The organism is Promicromonospora sp. NPDC023805, assembly GCF_040639635.1.
GTDB lineage: Bacteria > Actinomycetota > Actinomycetes > Actinomycetales > Cellulomonadaceae > Promicromonospora.
This window is the reverse complement of sequence record NZ_JBFAAH010000016.1, coordinates 127,522-144,617: the sequence shown is the minus strand read 5'-3', so window position 1 is coordinate 144,617 and position 17,096 is coordinate 127,522. Positions and strand designations below refer to the sequence as shown.

The 17,096-nt window shown below is 70.5% G+C and carries 9 protein-coding genes; 4 read left to right on the top strand and 5 right to left on the bottom strand.

Features of this window, described 5'->3' with window-relative positions; translation table 11 throughout:
• Positions 1 to 186: 186 nt before the first annotated feature.
• The 3 genes from vanX to AB0F70_RS17045 form a co-directional block, all read right to left on the bottom strand.
• On the bottom strand, positions 187 to 810 hold the full coding sequence (vanX, locus tag AB0F70_RS17055; protein ID WP_357450437.1) for a D-Ala-D-Ala dipeptidase VanX: 624 nt from the start codon (positions 808 to 810) through the stop codon (positions 187 to 189).
• Positions 807 to 1,844: a D-alanine--(R)-lactate ligase gene (gene vanA / locus AB0F70_RS17050; RefSeq protein ID WP_357450434.1), complete on the bottom strand. Its 1,038-nt coding sequence runs from the start codon at positions 1,842 to 1,844 to the stop codon at positions 807 to 809. The genes vanX and vanA overlap by 4 nt, the downstream gene beginning before the upstream one ends.
• 69 nt (positions 1,845 to 1,913) lie before the next feature.
• The gene (locus AB0F70_RS17045) at positions 1,914 to 2,912 is read right to left on the bottom strand and encodes a D-isomer specific 2-hydroxyacid dehydrogenase family protein (protein ID WP_357450431.1); all 999 of its coding nucleotides are present in this window, start codon (positions 2,910 to 2,912) and stop codon (positions 1,914 to 1,916) included.
• A gap of 302 nt (positions 2,913 to 3,214) precedes the next feature.
• Here AB0F70_RS17045 and AB0F70_RS17040 point away from each other — a divergent pair, with 302 nt between their 5' ends.
• Entirely contained in the window at positions 3,215 to 5,188 is a 1,974-nt protein-coding gene (locus AB0F70_RS17040; RefSeq protein ID WP_357450428.1) for a chorismate-binding protein, read from the top strand.
• An 89-nt stretch (positions 5,189 to 5,277) separates the two neighbouring features.
• On the opposite strand, the gene AB0F70_RS17035 is transcribed toward AB0F70_RS17040, so the two are convergent.
• The gene (locus AB0F70_RS17035; RefSeq protein ID WP_357450425.1) at positions 5,278 to 6,915 is read right to left on the bottom strand and encodes a M15 family metallopeptidase; all 1,638 of its coding nucleotides are present in this window, start codon (positions 6,913 to 6,915) and stop codon (positions 5,278 to 5,280) included.
• A gap of 342 nt (positions 6,916 to 7,257) precedes the next feature.
• Here AB0F70_RS17035 and AB0F70_RS17030 point away from each other — a divergent pair, with 342 nt between their 5' ends.
• Both AB0F70_RS17030 and AB0F70_RS17025 read left to right on the top strand, forming a co-directional pair.
• Complete coding sequence (locus tag AB0F70_RS17030; protein WP_357450421.1) at positions 7,258 to 9,777, top strand: LuxR family transcriptional regulator; 2,520 nt, start codon at positions 7,258 to 7,260, stop codon at positions 9,775 to 9,777.
• A 335-nt stretch (positions 9,778 to 10,112) separates the two neighbouring features.
• A complete protein-coding gene (locus AB0F70_RS17025; protein WP_357450418.1) occupies positions 10,113 to 15,134 on the top strand; it encodes a choice-of-anchor G family protein in 5,022 nt (1,673 codons plus the stop codon).
• Positions 15,135 to 15,319: 185 nt separating this feature from the next.
• On the opposite strand, the gene AB0F70_RS17020 is transcribed toward AB0F70_RS17025, so the two are convergent.
• Positions 15,320 to 16,252: an SDR family NAD(P)-dependent oxidoreductase gene (locus AB0F70_RS17020; protein WP_357450415.1), complete on the bottom strand. Its 933-nt coding sequence runs from the start codon at positions 16,250 to 16,252 to the stop codon at positions 15,320 to 15,322.
• Between the two features lie 100 nt (positions 16,253 to 16,352).
• Here AB0F70_RS17020 and AB0F70_RS17015 point away from each other — a divergent pair, with 100 nt between their 5' ends.
• Positions 16,353 to 17,027, top strand: coding sequence for a TetR family transcriptional regulator (locus tag AB0F70_RS17015; RefSeq protein ID WP_357450412.1), 675 nt, complete (start codon positions 16,353 to 16,355; stop codon positions 17,025 to 17,027).
• Positions 17,028 to 17,096: the final 69 nt, after the last annotated feature.

Genomic DNA, 17,096 nt, shown 5'->3' with positions numbered 1-17,096 from the left:
CCTCCCCTTCTTCTTTCCGGCGGTGTCCCCCTACTTGGCACCACCACCCCCCCCCCCCCCACCCACCCGACCGAACTCGAACTACGGCGGAGGCAACCGACCGATCTCGCGGCCACTCGACGTCCGGCCGACCGGGGCGGGACACCCTCCGGTCGGCGGAGCCGCCTGGGCGGCAGCGGTCGCGGCTTACGCCGGGACCGTCGTCGAGATCTCGAAGTCGAAGTAGGTGTCGGGGAAGGGCTCGTCCCGCAGGTTGTAGTGCCACCACTCGTTGTCGTAGCGGTCGAACCCGCTCTCTTCCATGACCGTGCAGAGCGTCTGCCGGTTCCGGGCCTCGAGCTCCGGCACGCCTGCGGCTCCGTGGTGCGAGACCGGATCCATCAGGTCGTGGTCACCGCCCATGCTCGCGAGCTCGCCGCTGTCGAGGTGGAAGAGCGTCAGGTCGACGGTGCTGCCCCGGGTGTGACCGGACCTGGCCGCGACATAACCCCGCGAGAACATCTCGTCCCGGGGGATGTTCGGGTAGTGGCGCTGCTTGGTCCGGCCGTCCTCCGGCTCCCGTGACCACTGCAGGAAGCGGTCGACGGCGCGCTGCGGCCGGTACCCGTCCCAGATCAGCAGTCCGAACCCGAGCGTCCGGGCACGCCCCTGCGCGCGCTCGAGAGCCGCGCACAGGGCCTTGGTACCCACTACCCGGTTCGCCAGATAGCCGTCGACGGGCCGGCCGGTGAAGTTGTCCCAGGTGGCGTACTTGGCGTCCCAGCGGATGCCCGGGACGAGCTCGTCGATGAACGCGAACTCGCCGTTCACCGCGCTCCCTGCAGTGCCAGCGGCACCAGGCGGTCGATCACCTCGGAGAGCGGCAGCCCGGCCGCGGCCATCATCCGGGGGTAGCGGCTGTACGACGTCAGGCCGGGCAGGGTGTTGACCTCGTTGAGGATCACCTGTCCGTCGTCGGTCAGGAACGTGTCGACGCGGGCGAGCCCCTTGCACCCCAGGGCGCGGTAGATGGCCTTGGCGGTCTCCTGGACGAGCGTGCGCTCCTCGTCCGTGATGTCGGCGGGGACGATGAAGGTCGAGTTCTCCGAGCCGGTCTCGGGCGACTTCTCCTGGTGGATCCGGAAGAATCCGTGCGAGAGGTCGACCCGGTCCACCTCACCGGTGAACAGGTCGGGGTCGTTGCCCAGGACGGCGCAGCCGACCTCGCGACCGACCACTGCCCCCTCGATCAGGATCTTCGAGTCGTACTGGCGCGCGTCTGCCAGCGCGGCCGCCAGCTCGTCCGGGCCGGTGACCTTGCTGACGCCGAACGAGGAGCCGGAACGGGCGGGCTTCACGAAGACGGGGTAGGTGAGCGCGTCGGCGTCGACGGCCTCGTCACCCTGCACGATCTTGAGGTCCGGCGTCCGGATTCCCGCGGCCTGGACGACCGTGTACGTGAGCGACTTGTCGATGCACACCACGGAGGCCTGGACGTCGCAGCCGACGTAGGGGATCCCGGCGAGCTCCAGCAGGCCCTGGACGGCGCCGTCCTCACCCAGCTGACCGTGGAGCACGGGGAAGACCACGTCGAGCCGGATCGCCTCGTACGCACCCTGCTCGAGCACGAGCAGGCCGTGGACGCTCCGGTCGGGCGACAGCGTGACCGGACGAGAGCCGGCGTCCTCCCAGCCCTCCCCGGGACCGTCGCAGAGCCGCCAGTCGCCCTTTGTCGTGATGCCGATCCAGAACGGCTCGTACTTCTCGGTGTCGAGGCTCTTCGCGACCTCTCGCGCGGACTTCACGGAGATCGGGTGCTCCTCGGAGAGGCCGCCGAAGAGGATTCCGACATTGAGCTTGGACATGCAGTTTCTCGCTCTCGTAGTTTCAGGCAGTCGAGCCGGGCAAATATGAGCAGGTCAAATATCAGTGGTTCAGATACTTATGTGGTTCAAGCAGTTGATCAGGCTGTTCTCGACGGTGTCCGCCAGCGCGTGATCCGTGAAGTACGCCGTGTGCGGCGTGATGACGACGTTCGGCAGCCCGTGCAGCCGTGCGAGCGCTCCGTCGTCGAGGGGCTTGTGCCGGCGGTCCGCGTAGAAGACCCCCTCCTCACCCTCGACGACGTCCAGCGCGGCGCCACCCAGGTGCCCGCTCTCCAGCGCCTCGAGCAGAGCCTCGGTGTGCAGGAGCGGCCCCCGGCCGGTGTTGATGACGTAGGCGCCGGGCTTCAGCTGCGCGATGCGCCGCCGGTCGAGGAGGTGGTGCGTTGCCGCCGTCAGCGGGGTGTGCAGGGTGACTATGTCGCTCTCGCGGAACAGGTTGTCGAGGGGGACGTGGTCGTCCGAGGTCGCGGCGCGCGTGTCGTAGGCCAGGACGCGGCACCCGAAGCCGCGCAGGCGGTCGATGACCGCCGTGCCGATCCGCCCCGTCCCGACGACGCCGATCGTCAGGTCGCGCAGCTCCCGGCCGCGCGTCTCGCTCAGGCGGTAGTCATGGGCCTCGACGCGGAGCAGCACGGACTTCATCTGGCGCACGGTCATCAGCATCAGCATCAGCGTGTAGTCGGCGACGCTGTCGGGGGAGTAGGCGACGTTGCCCACCGTGATCCCGACACTGTTCGCGTACGGCACGTCGATGTGGTTGTAGCCGACGCTCCGCGTGGAGATGTACTCGACCCCGACCCGGCTCAGCGCGAGCAGCGTGGGATTGGTGATCTGCGTCTTGTGACCGACGCTGACGCAGCTGTTGCCGAGGGCAAGGTCTGCGGTCTCCTCCGTCAGCGCGGCATCGATGATCGTGGGCTCGACGTCGAAGCGGGGCGCCATCGTCCGGAACAGGGCTGCCTCGTCTGCTCCGCAGCCGTAGACCGTGATTCCCGTCGTCGAGACGGTGGGCGAGGCGGACGTCCGTGACCGGACGTCGGAGGTCATCGCCGGTGCGGGTCCGCTGGAGCTTGTTCGACCAGTCAAGAGAGCGTCGTGTGGCTGGGGCGTATCGCTTTGTGCATACCCGGATGGTACCGGCCGTGCGGCTACCTGTGGACATCTCGCACGTTGTCCGGCTAGCGTTCCGGCCATGACGTCGCACCTGACATGCCAGGACTGGTGGCCCGCCGAATAGGCGAGCCGCGACGCATCCACACACGTCCACGACCGCCTCGCTCCGAGGTGGTCGTTCGTGTTTTCACGAGGCTGCGGACCGGGGCGGGGCACCCCGAACCGAGAGGCCCCGCATGTCCGACAGCCGTAGCCCCGCCACCAGCAACCACCCCCTTCTCAGCCGTGTCCTGGCCTCCGACGGCACCCTCCCGTTCGCGCTCCTGCGCCGCGAGGGCAGCCTCGAGGTCGAGGTGCTGGTCGGCGACGTTGTCGACGTCGACCTCCTGGGCGACATCCCGCTCGACGGCGCGCCGGTGCTCGCGACCGTCCCGTTCCGCCAGGCGGTCGAGCGCGGGTTCACCGTGCACGACGACGGCGCCCCGCTGCGCTGCATAGTCGTCCGCGAGTCGGAGCGGGTCTCCGTCGCCGACGCGATCGCCGCGCTCCCGCCCGAGCCGGTCGCCGCCGAGCCGCTCGGCTTCGACATCCCCGACGACGAGTACGCGGGCATCGTGCGCCGCGTCATCGACGACGAGATCGGGCAGGGCGCCGGCGCCAACTTCGTCGTGATGCGCCGCTTCGAGGCGCGCACCTCCGCCGCGCCCGTGCGCACGCTGACGTCGTGGTTCCGTGCGCTCCTCACGCACGAGATCGGCTCGTACTGGACCTTCGCGGTGCACGCTCCGGCGTCCGACGGCGAGGCGTTGTCCCTCGCGGGCGCCACGCCCGAGCGGCACCTGACCCTGCACGACGGCGTCGCGCGGATGAACCCGATCAGCGGCACCTACCGCCATCCCGCGACGGGCCCCACGCGCGACGGCGTCCTCGAGTTCCTGCGCGACACCAAGGAGAACGAGGAGCTCTTCATGGTCGTCGACGAGGAGATGAAGATGATGAGCGCGCTCTGCCCGGACGGCGGGCGCATCGTCGGCCCCTACCTCAAGCAGATGGCCCGGCTCAGCCACACCGAGTACCTGCTGGAGGGCCGGACCGACCTCGACCCCCGCGAGGCGCTGCGCCAGACGATGTTCGCGCCCACCGTCACCGGGTCGCCCATGGAGAACGCCTGCACGGTGATCACCCGCCACGAGTCGCGCCCGCGCGGCTACTACTCGGGATTTCTCGCCCTGTTCGAGCCTGAGGCCGCCGAGCCCTGCTCTGCTGATCCTTCGGCGGACGGCCCCGCGGCCTACTCGCTCGACGCCCCGATCCTCATCCGCACCGCCTATCTGCACGACGGCGGCCGGGTGTCCGTCCCCGCGGGCGCGACCCTCGTGCGCCACTCGGTTCCCGAGCACGAGGTCGCGGAGACGCGGGCCAAGGCGTCCGGCGTGCTGACCTCGCTCGGGCTCGTGCCGCGCGGCGCCGGGCCCGACGTCGCCGTCGACCTGAACGCGCAGCCCGGCGTCGCCGAGGCGCTGGCCGTCCGCAACGGCCAGCTCGCCGAGTTCTGGGTGCGCCCGCAGGAGGCCACCCACACCGCGACGGCGACGGCCCTGACCGGCCCCAGCGTCCTGATCGTCGACCACGAGGACCAGTTCACGACCATGCTCGCGCACCAGCTGCGCCACCTCGGCATGAACACCCGCATGGTGCGGTGGGACGCCGACTACGACGTCCTCGCGGACGACCTCGTCGTGCTCGGCCCCGGGCCGGGCGACCCGCGCGACCACGAGGACCCACGCATCGCCTCCATCGCGCGGCGCATCCACGAGCGGGTCGCCGCGGGTCGGCCGCTGCTCGCGGTCTGCCTCAGCCACCAGGTGCTCGCGGGCCTCGCCGGCTTCCCGATCCGCGCGCTCCCCGCGCCACGCCAGGGCGTGCGGCTCGACGCCGACGTGTTCGGCAGCACGGCCGCCGTCGGCTACTACAACACCTTCGGTGCGCACGTCACCACCACCAGCGCCGCCGACGACGGCCCGGTGCCCCGGCTCGCCCTTGAACCGTCCTTCGACGCGGACGGCGTGCTCACCGCGCTGCGCGGTCCGCGTGTCGCCTCGGTCCAGGGTCACCTGGAGTCGGTGCTGTCGTCCGACGGCCTCACGGTCCTCGACGCCCTCACCCGGCACGTCCTGGGTGTCCCGGCGGAGCCGACCGCGGTGCGCTGAGTGCGGGGTCTCCTGTGAACGACCCCTACACACTGCATGCGACACGCCGGTGACGCCATGCAGCGTGTAGGGGTCGCGGAGCTAGCCGGTCAGCCTTCGCTCAGGCCGAGGTCTTCGGCGAGGTCGGACAGCGAACCGGACGGCGCCGACGGGCTGGGCGACGTCTCCGGCGGCGTCGGCTGCTGGCTGGGTACCGACGGGCTGGGTGACGGCGCGGGGGAGCCGGGGGGCTCCTGGCCGGGATCCGAGGGAACCGGTGCCGGTGACGGGCTCGGCGACGGGATGGGCGACGGAACCGGACCGGCCGGGGGAGTCGTCGGCTTCGGCGCCGGCTTGCTCGGCTTGGGCTTGGGCTTGGGTTCGCTCGGGCTCGGCTTGGGCCCGGGCTTCGCGACGGGCTTGCCCGGCTTCTTCGTCGGCGGCTTGGTGCTCGGCTCGTCCTTCGGCTTCGTCGGCCGCTGACGGGCCTCGGAACCAGGAGCGTCGTCCTTCGGCCGGCGGTCGGCCGCCGGTGCGGAACGTGAACCGTCGCTCCCGGAGGCGCTCGACGCGAAGGTCGGGCCCCACGTGTCGACGTCGGACGGGTCGAGCGCACGGTCGGGAACCGGACCGGCCGCGAAGAACTCGAAGTGCCACGGCTCGGGCTTCGTTCCGCCCAGCCGGGCCCACGACGGGTTGTCCCACCCGTAGTCCGGGCCGTGTATCCGCAGCCAGGTGTACTCCGGGGACGCGCCGCCCGAGATCGGGTCGCTGAGATCCACCGCGAGGCCCCAGCCATGGTTGGACGTGCCCGGTACTGCGGCCAGGTGCGGCTTCGAACCGGCGAGGCTGATCTGCTCCACGTAGGTGCGGTAGGAGTCGGTGATCGGGATCGGGTAGCCGAACTTCCGCTCGAACTTCTTGCTCAACGCCGTCAGCCGCTCCGCTGCGTCACAGCGCAGCATGTGCCCCGGCGCGAACTCCAGGTCGCAGAGCACCGCTGCCGGGATCCGGCCGTTGGCATAGCCGACCGTCGAGTCGCCGAACACCGCGACCACGTCGCGCAGGTTCGAGCGCAGCGAGGAACCCTGACGCCCCGGACCGCCCGCGAGCAGCGGTGAGCCCTCGAACTGGTCCGTGTGCTGCACGTCGACGGAAGCGTCGGGCATCGACTGGTCCAGCATGCCCGCCAGCCGCACCGCCGCGACCATCACCTGGTCATAGGTGACGAGGCCGGTCTCCGGGCCCACCCCGTGCGGCTCGCCTTCCGGGTCCGGCTCGCTACCCGCATGGGAGTGGCCGTCCTCAGCGCGCACGTGGGACACGGCAACGGCCGACAGGACCTCCTGCCGCGCGGGCTCCTCGGCGCCCTGCGGGCTCTGGGCCTTCTCGGCGGCACGCGCTACCGGCGCGTCCTGGAGGCGCAGGCCCCCGTTCTGCTCGCCGGACGGCTGCTGCTGCGCCTGGTAGGTCATGTACAGCATCCCGAGCTCGGCGGCGGCCTGCGCGATCGTCGGGCTGAAGTCCGGACCCTGCTCGCGTGCCAGCTTCTCGACCCGCTCCAGGAGCACCACTATCTGCTCCACGCTCACGTCCGCGGGGACGGCCCGGACGACGACCGGCTCGGCCCTGATCTCTCTGTGGTGCTCGGTGGAGTGGTGCTCGGCGGAACGTTCGCCGTCGCCGTCGGACAGCTGCCCGGGTGGGACATTCGCCGAAACGGTGAAAAGCAGGCCCCCCGCAGTCACGGTGGCGACAATGCCGGCCCAGCCGGTGCGGACCCATCTTTCATTGGACGATCTTTTGTGGAAGAAACTGTGAGAAACCGGATCGGATACGGGCATAGCGAACTTCTTCGCCTCGTCCTTCACACGTCGCTCCCTCGGTTGGTGCGTTCATTCGTGGTGCGTGTTGCTCGGATCTGTCCACGGCGGTTAAAGGATCTCTTGGGGGCCGTTAAAGGAGTATCACGAGTTAGGTTGACGCACGAGGCGAAGCCCCTCTTCCGGTCGCGGAGACGAGCACCAGCCGTAGGCTTCCTCTGGCATTGCCCATTGAAGGTCATGGGAGTTTCCTGAAAGGGAGCGAGCGTGGATCCAGAGGACGGGCCCTGGGCGGGCGGCTGGTCGGCAGGATCGTCGGGGCAGGCACCGGACCAGGGCGGTGGGGGGCTGGATCGCGTGGTTCACGGCCGGGACCGGGAGCTGCGTCTCATCGAAGCGTTCGTGACCGGTCTTGATCCCACGACCCTGGTCGTGAGCGGTCTCAGCGGTATCGGCAAGAGCGCCACGGTGCTGGCCGCGCTGCACCGGATCGGCGCACAGACGTCGGCGGTGCGGGTCGTGCGGTCGTGCTCGTCGCGTCCGTACGCCCAGGCGCTCTCGGGCCGGCTGCATCTCGACCTGTCGGCCTACTCGGTGCCGGTCGGAACAGCGCCGCTCGGATCGGTGCCGGGGCACGAGCTCGACGCGGCAGGCCTCCTGGACGCGGTGAGCTCCGCCGTCGGACCGGAGGACACCGGGCCCCGGATACTGTTCGTCGACGACCTGGACGTGCTCTCGGTCGGCCGGGCCGCCTGGTTGCAGCAGCTGGGGGACCTCGTTCACGAGCGCGGCTGGCGCATCCTGGCCGCTGCCCGGCACGTCCCGGTAGGCCCGCTGCCCGACGACGTCGAGGTGCTCGACCTCGGGCCGCTCGACCCTCGGTCGCTGCGACTTCTGCTGGACGCCGCGCTGCGGACACCGCTGGCCGCCGACGTCGCGGAACGGCTGCACTGGTGGAGCTCGGGCAACCCACGGATCGCCCTCGAGCTCGCCGACGGGCTCAGCCCAGGGCAGCGGCGCGGCGGCGAGCACTGGCCCGGGCCGGACGCCGTCGGCCCGGTGGCCCGGCGTACCTTCCAGGTGCTGCTGGGCGGGCTCGACGAAGCCGCGACGTCCCGTCTCGCGAACCATCCGGTCCTGGCGGCGGCCGGCGTGCTGGACCGCACGGTCGACGACTCCGCGCTGTGGAGCGTCGGGCTCGGCACCATCTCGGTTCCGCCGGGACCCGGCGACGTGAACCGGCTGGCCGCGCGCTACCCGCTGCTCGCACTGCTCTGCCGGGAGCAGGCCCGCGAGGCGGCCGACGGCGGGCCGACCGGCACCGGATCAGCCGACGGCGGATCAGCCGACCGCGAACGACCAGCCTTCCCGGTCGCCGCCACTCTCGCCGAGGTGATCCTGAACGGGCTGCACCTGGACGCCGTCGACGGGCTTTCCGCAGGCGAGCGGGAACCACGTGCGGCGGCCCGGGCGGTCGGCCTCACGCTGCTGAGCGGCGCGACCTGGGCGGACGACCGCGCCCGCTGGTGGACGCCCGCGACGGTCGGCCCGGAGTGGACGGATCACCTGTGGTGGTACGGAGCGACCGCCGTCGAACCCGCGCAGAGTGCCGCCGGAGAACGCGCCGCCGCCGCGCTGATCCAGCTCGAGCGCACCGGCTGCCTGGCCGATCCTGCCGGTCTTCGTGCGGACCTCGAGGTGATCGGGTCCACGCGACGCCTGGACTGGGTGGGCGTCTGCCTCCAGGTGCGGGCCCGGCTGCTGCTGGGCGACGCGGCCGGAGCGCGGCGGCTCCTGGACGGCGAGTCGGGCACGTCCTCCGGCAGGACCGTCGCGGAGGTCGTGGCACGGCACCTCGCCGCCGCCAGGGTCGCGATGTTCGAGGGGTGCGCTGCCGACGTCCGGCAGTGCCTCGCGCAGGTGACCGACCTTCGTCCCAGCGTCGCGGACTGGCTCCCGGTCCAAGGGCTGCGAGCCGCCGCGGACGCGATGCTCGACGGCAGGGCGCCGACCAGCTCGGTGCCGCTGTCGGCCGAGGCGTGGTCGACCAGGGCGCTCGGCGAGTTCGCCGTGGACCTCGGCACGGCACATCTCGCCGTCGGGCAGGCCGAACGGGCCGCCGAGCTCCTGGCCCTCGGGCTCGAACGTTGCCAGTGGCCCTACCGGGGCCGGGTCCAGGCCCGCGCCGACCTGGTCGAGGCGGTCCTGGCCTCGAGAGGTCTACATGGCGAGGTGCCCCGGGCGGCGCTCGCCGACCCGCCGATCGAGCCCCAGGAACGGGCCGGTGCGGACACCGGTGCGGCCTACGCGCGGCTGCGGGCCATGCTGGCGGCCGCAGGTACGCGGAAGGACGGCGTCGAGGACTGGCTGCCTGCCTCGCACCTGGTCTCGCCGTGGCAGCGGCTGCGGTCCCTCGTCGCCTACGGGCGGTACTGCCTGGCGCACGGGGACCGGGCCGCCTCCGAGCCTGCGCTGACCGAGGGCCGGGTGCTCGCCCGGCTGGCCGGCACACCCGGCTGGCGCAAGGCGATCGACGCGTGCCTCGCCGGCTTCGGCACCTCGGACGGTCCAGGCTGGGCTCGGCTGAGCGGGAACGATCGCGAGTTCGTCCGCCTGGCGCTCCGGGGTGTCACCAATGCGCGGATCGCGGAGGCCGCATATGTCTCCGAGCGCACTGTCGCTAATCGCCTGCGCCAGATCTATGTGCTTTTGCGGGTAAGGGACCGCAAGGAATTGCTGGAGCTGGCCGAGGTCGACCCGCCCGGCTGGCTCGCCGGTAACGGCTGAGGTATTTTTCACCCGCTCCTTTTCACCCTCTTTCGTCGTTTGCTGGGTCAGTGACCGGAATTCCCCGTCCTTTGTGCGCCGAGTTGTCCTTGGTTGCATCGACGCACTTCGTGATGCGTGGCAGTGCGCTCGTGCATGATTGCCGTTCACGCGTGGCAGAACATTTCATTCCTGTGTCTTCTGAGGGCGGGCACGTACCGGATCTGGTGCGCGTCACAGCAATTCCGACGCCGTTGCAGCAGGCGCGAACGTGAGGAGTGATCTTCTTGATCTCGACGCATGTGCCGTTCATTCGAAGGCGAGATTCCCGAGGGCGAGTGCGAGGTGGCGCGACGTTGCGCCGGGGCCTCGCCGCAGTCGCCGCCTCAGCGCTCCTGATCACAGCGGTCGGCGTTCCCGCCGTCGCCGTGGACAACTACCCCGACGAGCCTTCGGAAGCGGCCGCCAGCGTGCTGGCGTCCGAGCTCATGCAGCAGGAGCTGCTGGGTGCGGCAACCTCCGACGCCGGATCGCTCAGCAACCCCGGCCCGAACACGGAGAACCTGAACGTCGACCTCCTGGGTTCCCAGGTGCTCGCGCTCGGCGACATCCAGCTTCCGGTGGACCAGTTCCTTGACTTCGGACAGATCGGCGTGCTCGCCAGCACTAGCGAGGCATCCGGTCCCGTGGACGCGCATGCCGTGTCCGGCCTGCTGGGCGCCGACGGCGGCATCACGCTGGACGGCGCTGAGGACTCCTTCGGCACCGCGTCCATCGACGTGCTCTCGCTGGCGAGGCTCGTCGGCGTGGACGGCATCACCGACGCGGTGGTCGACGAGCTGACGATCGAGCTGGGCGCCCTCGGCGCCGAGGTCATCGCCGAGGACGGCGTGATCCTCGACCCCGACGGCGGCGTGACCGGACCGGGGCAGTACCGCCTCGGCGACGGCACCCTGCGCCTGCACTCCCCGGTCGTCGAGGGCGCTGCCGACACCATCTACGACATCGGCGGCGCGATCGACACGCAGATCGAGACGCTGGTCAACGACACGCTCGACATCTCGGCGCTGACGGCGCTGCTGGCCGCGGTCCCTGGCATCCCGGAGCCGACGGTCACCGTCGACTCGGACATGCAGGAGACGCTGTTCCAGTCCGTCGTGGGGGAGCCGATCACGTCGGCGAACCAGCTCGTGACCCTCGACCTCTCCACCGGTGAGCTGCAGGTCCACCTGGAGCACCTGGTCGAGGGCAACGACCCCTGGGGTGGTGGTGACGACGCGGGTATGAACGGTCTCGCCCCCAACTACGAGGTGATCGACGACCAGACGTACCCGCAGATCGCCGAGGGCATCCACGAGATCATGCAGGAGGCCACGCGCATCCTGATCGGTGCGATCGAGGACTCCCTGAACGCGGTGACGATCGACATCGCGTTCTTCGACCAGTCGCCGCTCGGCACGCTCGACGTGTCCTGGTCGGTACCGCTGGCGGACGCCGTGAACGGCGACTTCCCGCAGGTCGTCAACAACAGCACCGGTGTCCAGGCGGTCACCGGCGCGCTGCTGGCGACGACGATCAACGGCCTCGGCAACGCGGCCGCGCCGATCTTCGGCGCCGTCTACGACCTCATCATCAGCGACGCGGGCGACCAGATCTTCGAGCTGCTGATCAACGACATCAAGTCGGGCATCACCGGGACGATCGGTGCCGCGCTGTCGCCCGTGTTCGACATAGTGGTGCAGTTCGTCTCGCTGCAGATCAACCACCAGGAGACGGCTACCTGCACCACCGCAGGCGGCGTGGAGATGCTCGGCCAGCTCGAGGTGTCCGCGCTCAGCCTTGGACTCGTCCAGGCGGCGGACGCCGGCCGGATCGGCCTCGGCAACGCCGGCGTGCGGATCGACGCCTGCGACCTGGCGGCCATCGCTCCGACCCTGGCGGTCGACCCGGGCGAGGTGGCCCCGGGCGGCACGACGACGGTGACCGGTGAGGGCTACACGCCGAACGCCACGGCCACGGTGCAGCTCACGGACGCCGACGGCAACCCCGTCGGTGAGCCGATCACGGTGGACACCGACGAGAACGGCGCCTTCACGACGCCGCTCGTGGTGCCAGAGGATGCCGAGCCGGGTGACTACACGGTGGTCGGCACGGACGACACGACGGATACGCCTGCCGAGGCACCGCTCGTCGTGACTCCGCCGTCCGCGATCACCCCGGAGCTGAGCGTCGATCCGGCGGAGGTGGCTCCGGGCGACTGCACGGAGGTCTCCGGCTCCGGCTACACGCCCAGCTCGACGGTCACGGTGCAGCTCACGGACGCCGACGGCAACCCAGTGGGTGAGCCGGTCGTCGCCGAGACCGACGAGACCGGTGCGTTCACCACGGAGCTCTGCGTCCCCGAGGACGCCGAGCCGGGTGACTACACGGTGGTCGGCACCGACGACACGACGGGTACGCCCGCCGAGGCGCCGCTCGTGGTGACCGAGGCGCCGGCGATCGACCCGTCGATCACCGTCGACCCGGCAGAGGTCGTGCCGGGTGGCACGACGACGGTGACGGGTGAGGGCTACACGCCCGACTCCACGGCGACGGTGCAGCTCACGGACGCCGACGGCAACCCCGTCGGTGACCCGACAGTTGTCGACACCGACGAGAACGGTGGCTTCACGACGCCGCTCGTGGTGCCGGACGACGCCGAGCCGGGTGACTACACGGTGGTCGGCACCGACGACACGACGGATACGCCCGCCGAGGCGCCGCTGACCGTGATCACTGGTGCCGAGCAGTGCGAGTCGGCACCGGAGCTCACCGTGACGCCGAGCTCTGTGCCGGCCGGCGAGACCGTGACGGTTGTGGGCACCGGCTTCCCGGCCGGCGTCGACGTCGTGGTCCAGCTGACCGACGCCGAGGGCAACCCGGTGGGTGAGCCGGTCACGGTCACTCCGGACGAGGACTGTGGCTTCACCACCGACTACACGGTTCCTGAGGGGACCGAGCCCGGTGACTACGAGGTCGTCGCGGAGCCCGAGGACGGCAGCGAGGGTGCTTCGGCGCCGCTCACGGTCGAGCCCGCGGACATCGCGCCGTCGCTCACGGTCGACCCGGCGGAGGTCGTGCCGGGTGGCACGACCACGGTGACGGGTGAGGGCTACACGCCTGACTCGACCGTGACGGTGCAGCTGACGGATGCCGATGGCAACCCCGTCGGTGACCCGATAGTCGTCGACACGGACGAGAACGGTGGCTTCACGACGCCGCTCGTGGTGCCGGACGACGCCGAGCCCGGCGACTACACCGTCGTCGGAACGGATGACACGACGGGTACGCCCGCCGAAGCGCCGCTGACCGTGATCACAGGTGCCGAGCAGTGCGAGTCGGCACCCGCGATCACAGTGGCACCCAGCTCTGTGCCGGCCGGCGAGACCGTGACGGTAGTAGGCACCGGCTTCCCGGCCGGCGTCGACGTCACGGTTCAGCTGACCGACGCCGAGGGCAACCCGGTGGGCGATCCGGTCACGGTCACTCCGGACGAGAACTGTGGCTTCACCACCGACTACACGGTTCCGGAAGGCACCGAGCCCGGTGACTACGAGGTAGTGGCGGAGCCCGAGGACGGCAGCGAGGGCGCTACCGCGCCGCTGGTGGTCACCGGTGCCGAGCAGTGCGCGTCGGCACCGGAGCTCACGGTGACACCGAGCTCGGCACAGGCGGGCACGGACGTCACGGTCGTCGGCACCGGCTTCCCGGCCGGCGTGGACGTGACGCTCCAGCTCACCGACGCCGAGGGCAACCCGGTGGGTGAGCCGGTCACGGTCACTCCGGACGAGGACTGCTCGTTCACCACCGACTACACGATCCCCGAGGGCACCGAACCTGGTGACTACGAGGTAGTGGCGGAGCCCGAGGACGGCAGCGAGGGTGCCACGGCGCCGCTCACGGTCGAGCCCGCGGACATCGACCCGTCGATCACGGTGGCTCCGGCGGAGGTCGCGCCGGGTGGCACCACGACGGTGACCGGCGAGGGCTACACGCCCGACTCGACCGTGACGGTCCAACTCACGGATGCTGACGGCAACCCCGTCGGTGACCCGATAGTTGTCGACACGGACGAGAACGGTGGCTTCACGACGCCGCTGGTTGTGCCCGAGGACGCCGAGCCCGGCGACTTCACCGTCGTCGGAACTGACGACACGACGGGTACGCCCGCCGAGGCGCCGCTGACGGTGATCACTGGTGCCGAGCAGTGCGAGTCGGCGCCGGAACTGACGGTGACGCCGAGCTCCGCACCGGCCGGCACGACCGTGACGGTGGTAGGCACCGGCTTCCCGGCCGGGGTCGACGTCACGATCCAGCTCACCGACGCCGAGGGCAACCCGGTGGGTGAGCCGGTCACGGTCACTCCGGACGAGAACTGTGGCTTCTCCACCGACTACACGATCCCCGAGGGCACCGAACCTGGTGACTACGAGGTAGTGGCGGAGCCCGAGGACGGCAGCGAGGGTGCCACGGCGCCGCTCACGGTCGAGCCTGGCTCTGACCCCGGGGAGGAGTGCACGGACCCGACCCTGGTCGCCGACCCGACGACCGTCGAGCCGGGTGGCGAGGTAACCGTCACCGGTACGGGCTTCCCCGCAGGTGTCGAGGTCAGCGTCACGCTGACCGACGCATCGGGTGACCCTGTCGGCGACCCCGTCACCGTGACCCCGGACGAGTCGTGCGGGTTCACGGTCACCATCCAGATCCCGGACGACGCGGATCCCGGCGTGCACGTCATCGTCGCGGAGCCCGAGGACGGCAGCGACGGTGCCGAGGTGCCGATCACTGTGACGGGACCTGATTCCAGGACGCTGACCGCCTGGTTCGAGAAGGACTCGGTGAAGCCTGGTGCGAGCCAGACGCTCTACGCCTCGGGCTTCGAGCCGGGTGAGATGGTCGTCGGCGTGATCCGCTCGACGTCGGTCCGGCTGCAGGCCGCGGCCGCGGACGAGTCGGGCAATGTCGAGTGGACCTTCATCGTCCCGCCCGGGCAGAAGGCGGGTTCGTACATCGGAACCGCCACCAGCCAGACGATCGGGGACTCTGCGGCTGCCTCGTTCAAGGTGGCGCTGACGTCCACCGGTGGTGGCAACGGTGACGGGAACGGCAACGGGTACGGGAATGGCAACGGTGACGGCAACGGCAACGGCAACGGCAACGGGAATGGCAACGGTTCGGGCTCCGGCTCGGGCGGTCTGGCCACTACCGGTGCGGACGTCGCCACCCTGGTCACCATCTCGATGCTCCTGCTCGGAGCCGGTGCGGTACTGATCCGGCGTCGACGTGAGCTCGCCATGGCCGCAGCCACGGCCATGGGCAAGATGCCTGACAAGCAGTAGCAGGAAACCGCTGACGGCCGGTGATCCGGCCGGCGGGTGAACCGGCCCGGCACGAGAACCTTCGTGCCGGGCCGGCTTGCGCCACTGCGAGGGTGGCTCGTGTGAGCGACCCCTACACACTGCATGCGACACGCCGCTGATGCCGTGCAGTGTGTAGGAGTCGCTGGATAGGCCAGCCGGGACGGCTACTTGGTCCGCTCCGCCAGATTCGGCTGCGTCTCGGGGAACTTCACGCTGGTGAGCTCCTCGGACACTGACCACAGCCGCTGCTGCAGGGCCCGGTCGTAGGACTGCGGGCTGGACGGGACCACTGCAGGGTGACCGCGGAACTCGCCCCTTCCGCCCGGGCCGTAGTACTGCCCGCCCAGGGCCGCCGGGTCCGTGGCGGCACGCAGGGTCGGGAGCGCCCCCATCGCAGCGGGCTGGCTGATCAGCGGCCCGATGACGGGTGCGATCAGGCGGACGACGGCGGGTAGGTCGCGACCCAGCTCGGTGTTGGAGAGGCCGGGGTGGGCGGCGACGGAGACCGTGGTGCCCCGCAAGGCCAGGCGACGCTGCAGCTCATAGGTGAACAGCAGGTTCGCGAGCTTCGACTGTGCGTAGGCCGCGCTCCGGTCGTAGGACCGGTCCCACTGCAGGTCGTCGAAGTGGATCGCGGCGCCCCCGGTGCGGTGGGCGATGCTGCTGACGGTCACCACCCGGGAGCCCGGCACCGGCAGCAGCAGGTCAAGCAGCAGCCCCGTCAGCGCGAAGTGGCCGAGGTGGTTGGTGCCGAGTTGCAGCTCGAACCCGTCTCGCGTGGTCTGCTTGGGCGGCATCATCACGCCGGCGTTGTTGATCAGCAGGTCGATAGTGGCGTGCTTGGTGTGCAGCTCCGCAGCGGCGTCGCGGACGGACTCCAGCGACGTCAGGTCCAGCGCCTGCACCGTGACGTCGCCGGAGATACGGGCCGCTGCCTGCTTGCCCTTCTCGGCGTCGCGCACTGCCAGGACTACCCGCGCACCGTGCTCGGCGAGGGCCCGCGCGGTCTCGAAGCCCAGGCCCGTGTTGGCGCCGGTCACGACGGCTACCCGTCCCTGCTGGTCAGGGATGTTCTGCTCGGCCCACTGCTCGGTCATGGTCATGCCCCTTTTTACGAACCACTGGTCTGTTGTGCTTCCGACCGTAAGAGACCTGCGGTCTGTTGTCAATAGACTGGCGGTCTGTAAACTGGCGGACATGACGTTTCAGCGAGCACGCAGCGAGGAGCAGCGGGAGATCCGGCGTCGCGCCATCCTCGACACGGCGAGGTCGATGCTCGACGAGATGCCGGCGTCCGAGGTGGGTCTCAACGAGCTGAGCCGGCGGGTCGGGCTGGCGAAGTCCAACGTGCTGCGCTACTTCGAGTCGCGTGAGGAGGTGCTGCTCGAGCTGCTGACAGACGCCCTGGAGGTGTGGATCGCCGAGGTGTCGCAGGAGCTCGCCGCCGGCGTCGATGCGCGGCTCCCGGCGGGGGAGCGCGGCGACCAGATGGCCGCGATCCTCGGCCGGTCGCTGGCTCGCCACACGGTGCTGTGCGACCTCGCCAACGCGCAGGCGGGCGTCCTCGAGCACAACGTGTCCGTCGACGTCGTCCTGCGCCACAAGCGGTCAGCCGTCGCCAACCTCGGGACCGTCGTCGAGCTGCTCCACCATCACCTGCCTGAGCTCGGCGACAACGCCAGGACGGTATGCATGACGACGCTGGTCCTGGCCGGCGCGATGTCGACGTACTCGAGGCCGTCCGCCAGCACGCTCGCGGCGTACGACGCCGACCCCACGCTGGCCGCCGTCCAGCTGGACCTGGGCTCCGGCCTGGAGGGTGCGCTGTCCCTGCTCATCGCGGGTGCTCTGACGCGGCCGGGGACCAGCTGACGCCGGACCGGTCTGCCGAGGTCCGCTTCGACCAAGCGGTTCGGCCTGGATGGGGAGCCAGAACAATGC

Bases quoted from the DNA above. Each gene is read 5' to 3' on its own strand.
- AB0F70_RS17045 (WP_357450431.1), bottom strand. From the start codon at position 2,912: ATGACCTCCGACGTCCGGTCACGGACGTCCGCCTCGCCCACCGTCTCG.
- AB0F70_RS17020 (WP_357450415.1), bottom strand. From the start codon at position 16,252: ATGACCGAGCAGTGGGCCGAGCAGAACATCCCTGACCAGCAGGGACGG.
- vanA (WP_357450434.1), bottom strand. From the start codon at position 1,844: ATGTCCAAGCTCAATGTCGGAATCCTCTTCGGCGGCCTCTCCGAGGAG.
- AB0F70_RS17040 (WP_357450428.1), top strand. From the start codon at position 3,215: ATGTCCGACAGCCGTAGCCCCGCCACCAGCAACCACCCCCTTCTCAGC.
- AB0F70_RS17015 (WP_357450412.1), top strand. From the start codon at position 16,353: ATGACGTTTCAGCGAGCACGCAGCGAGGAGCAGCGGGAGATCCGGCGT.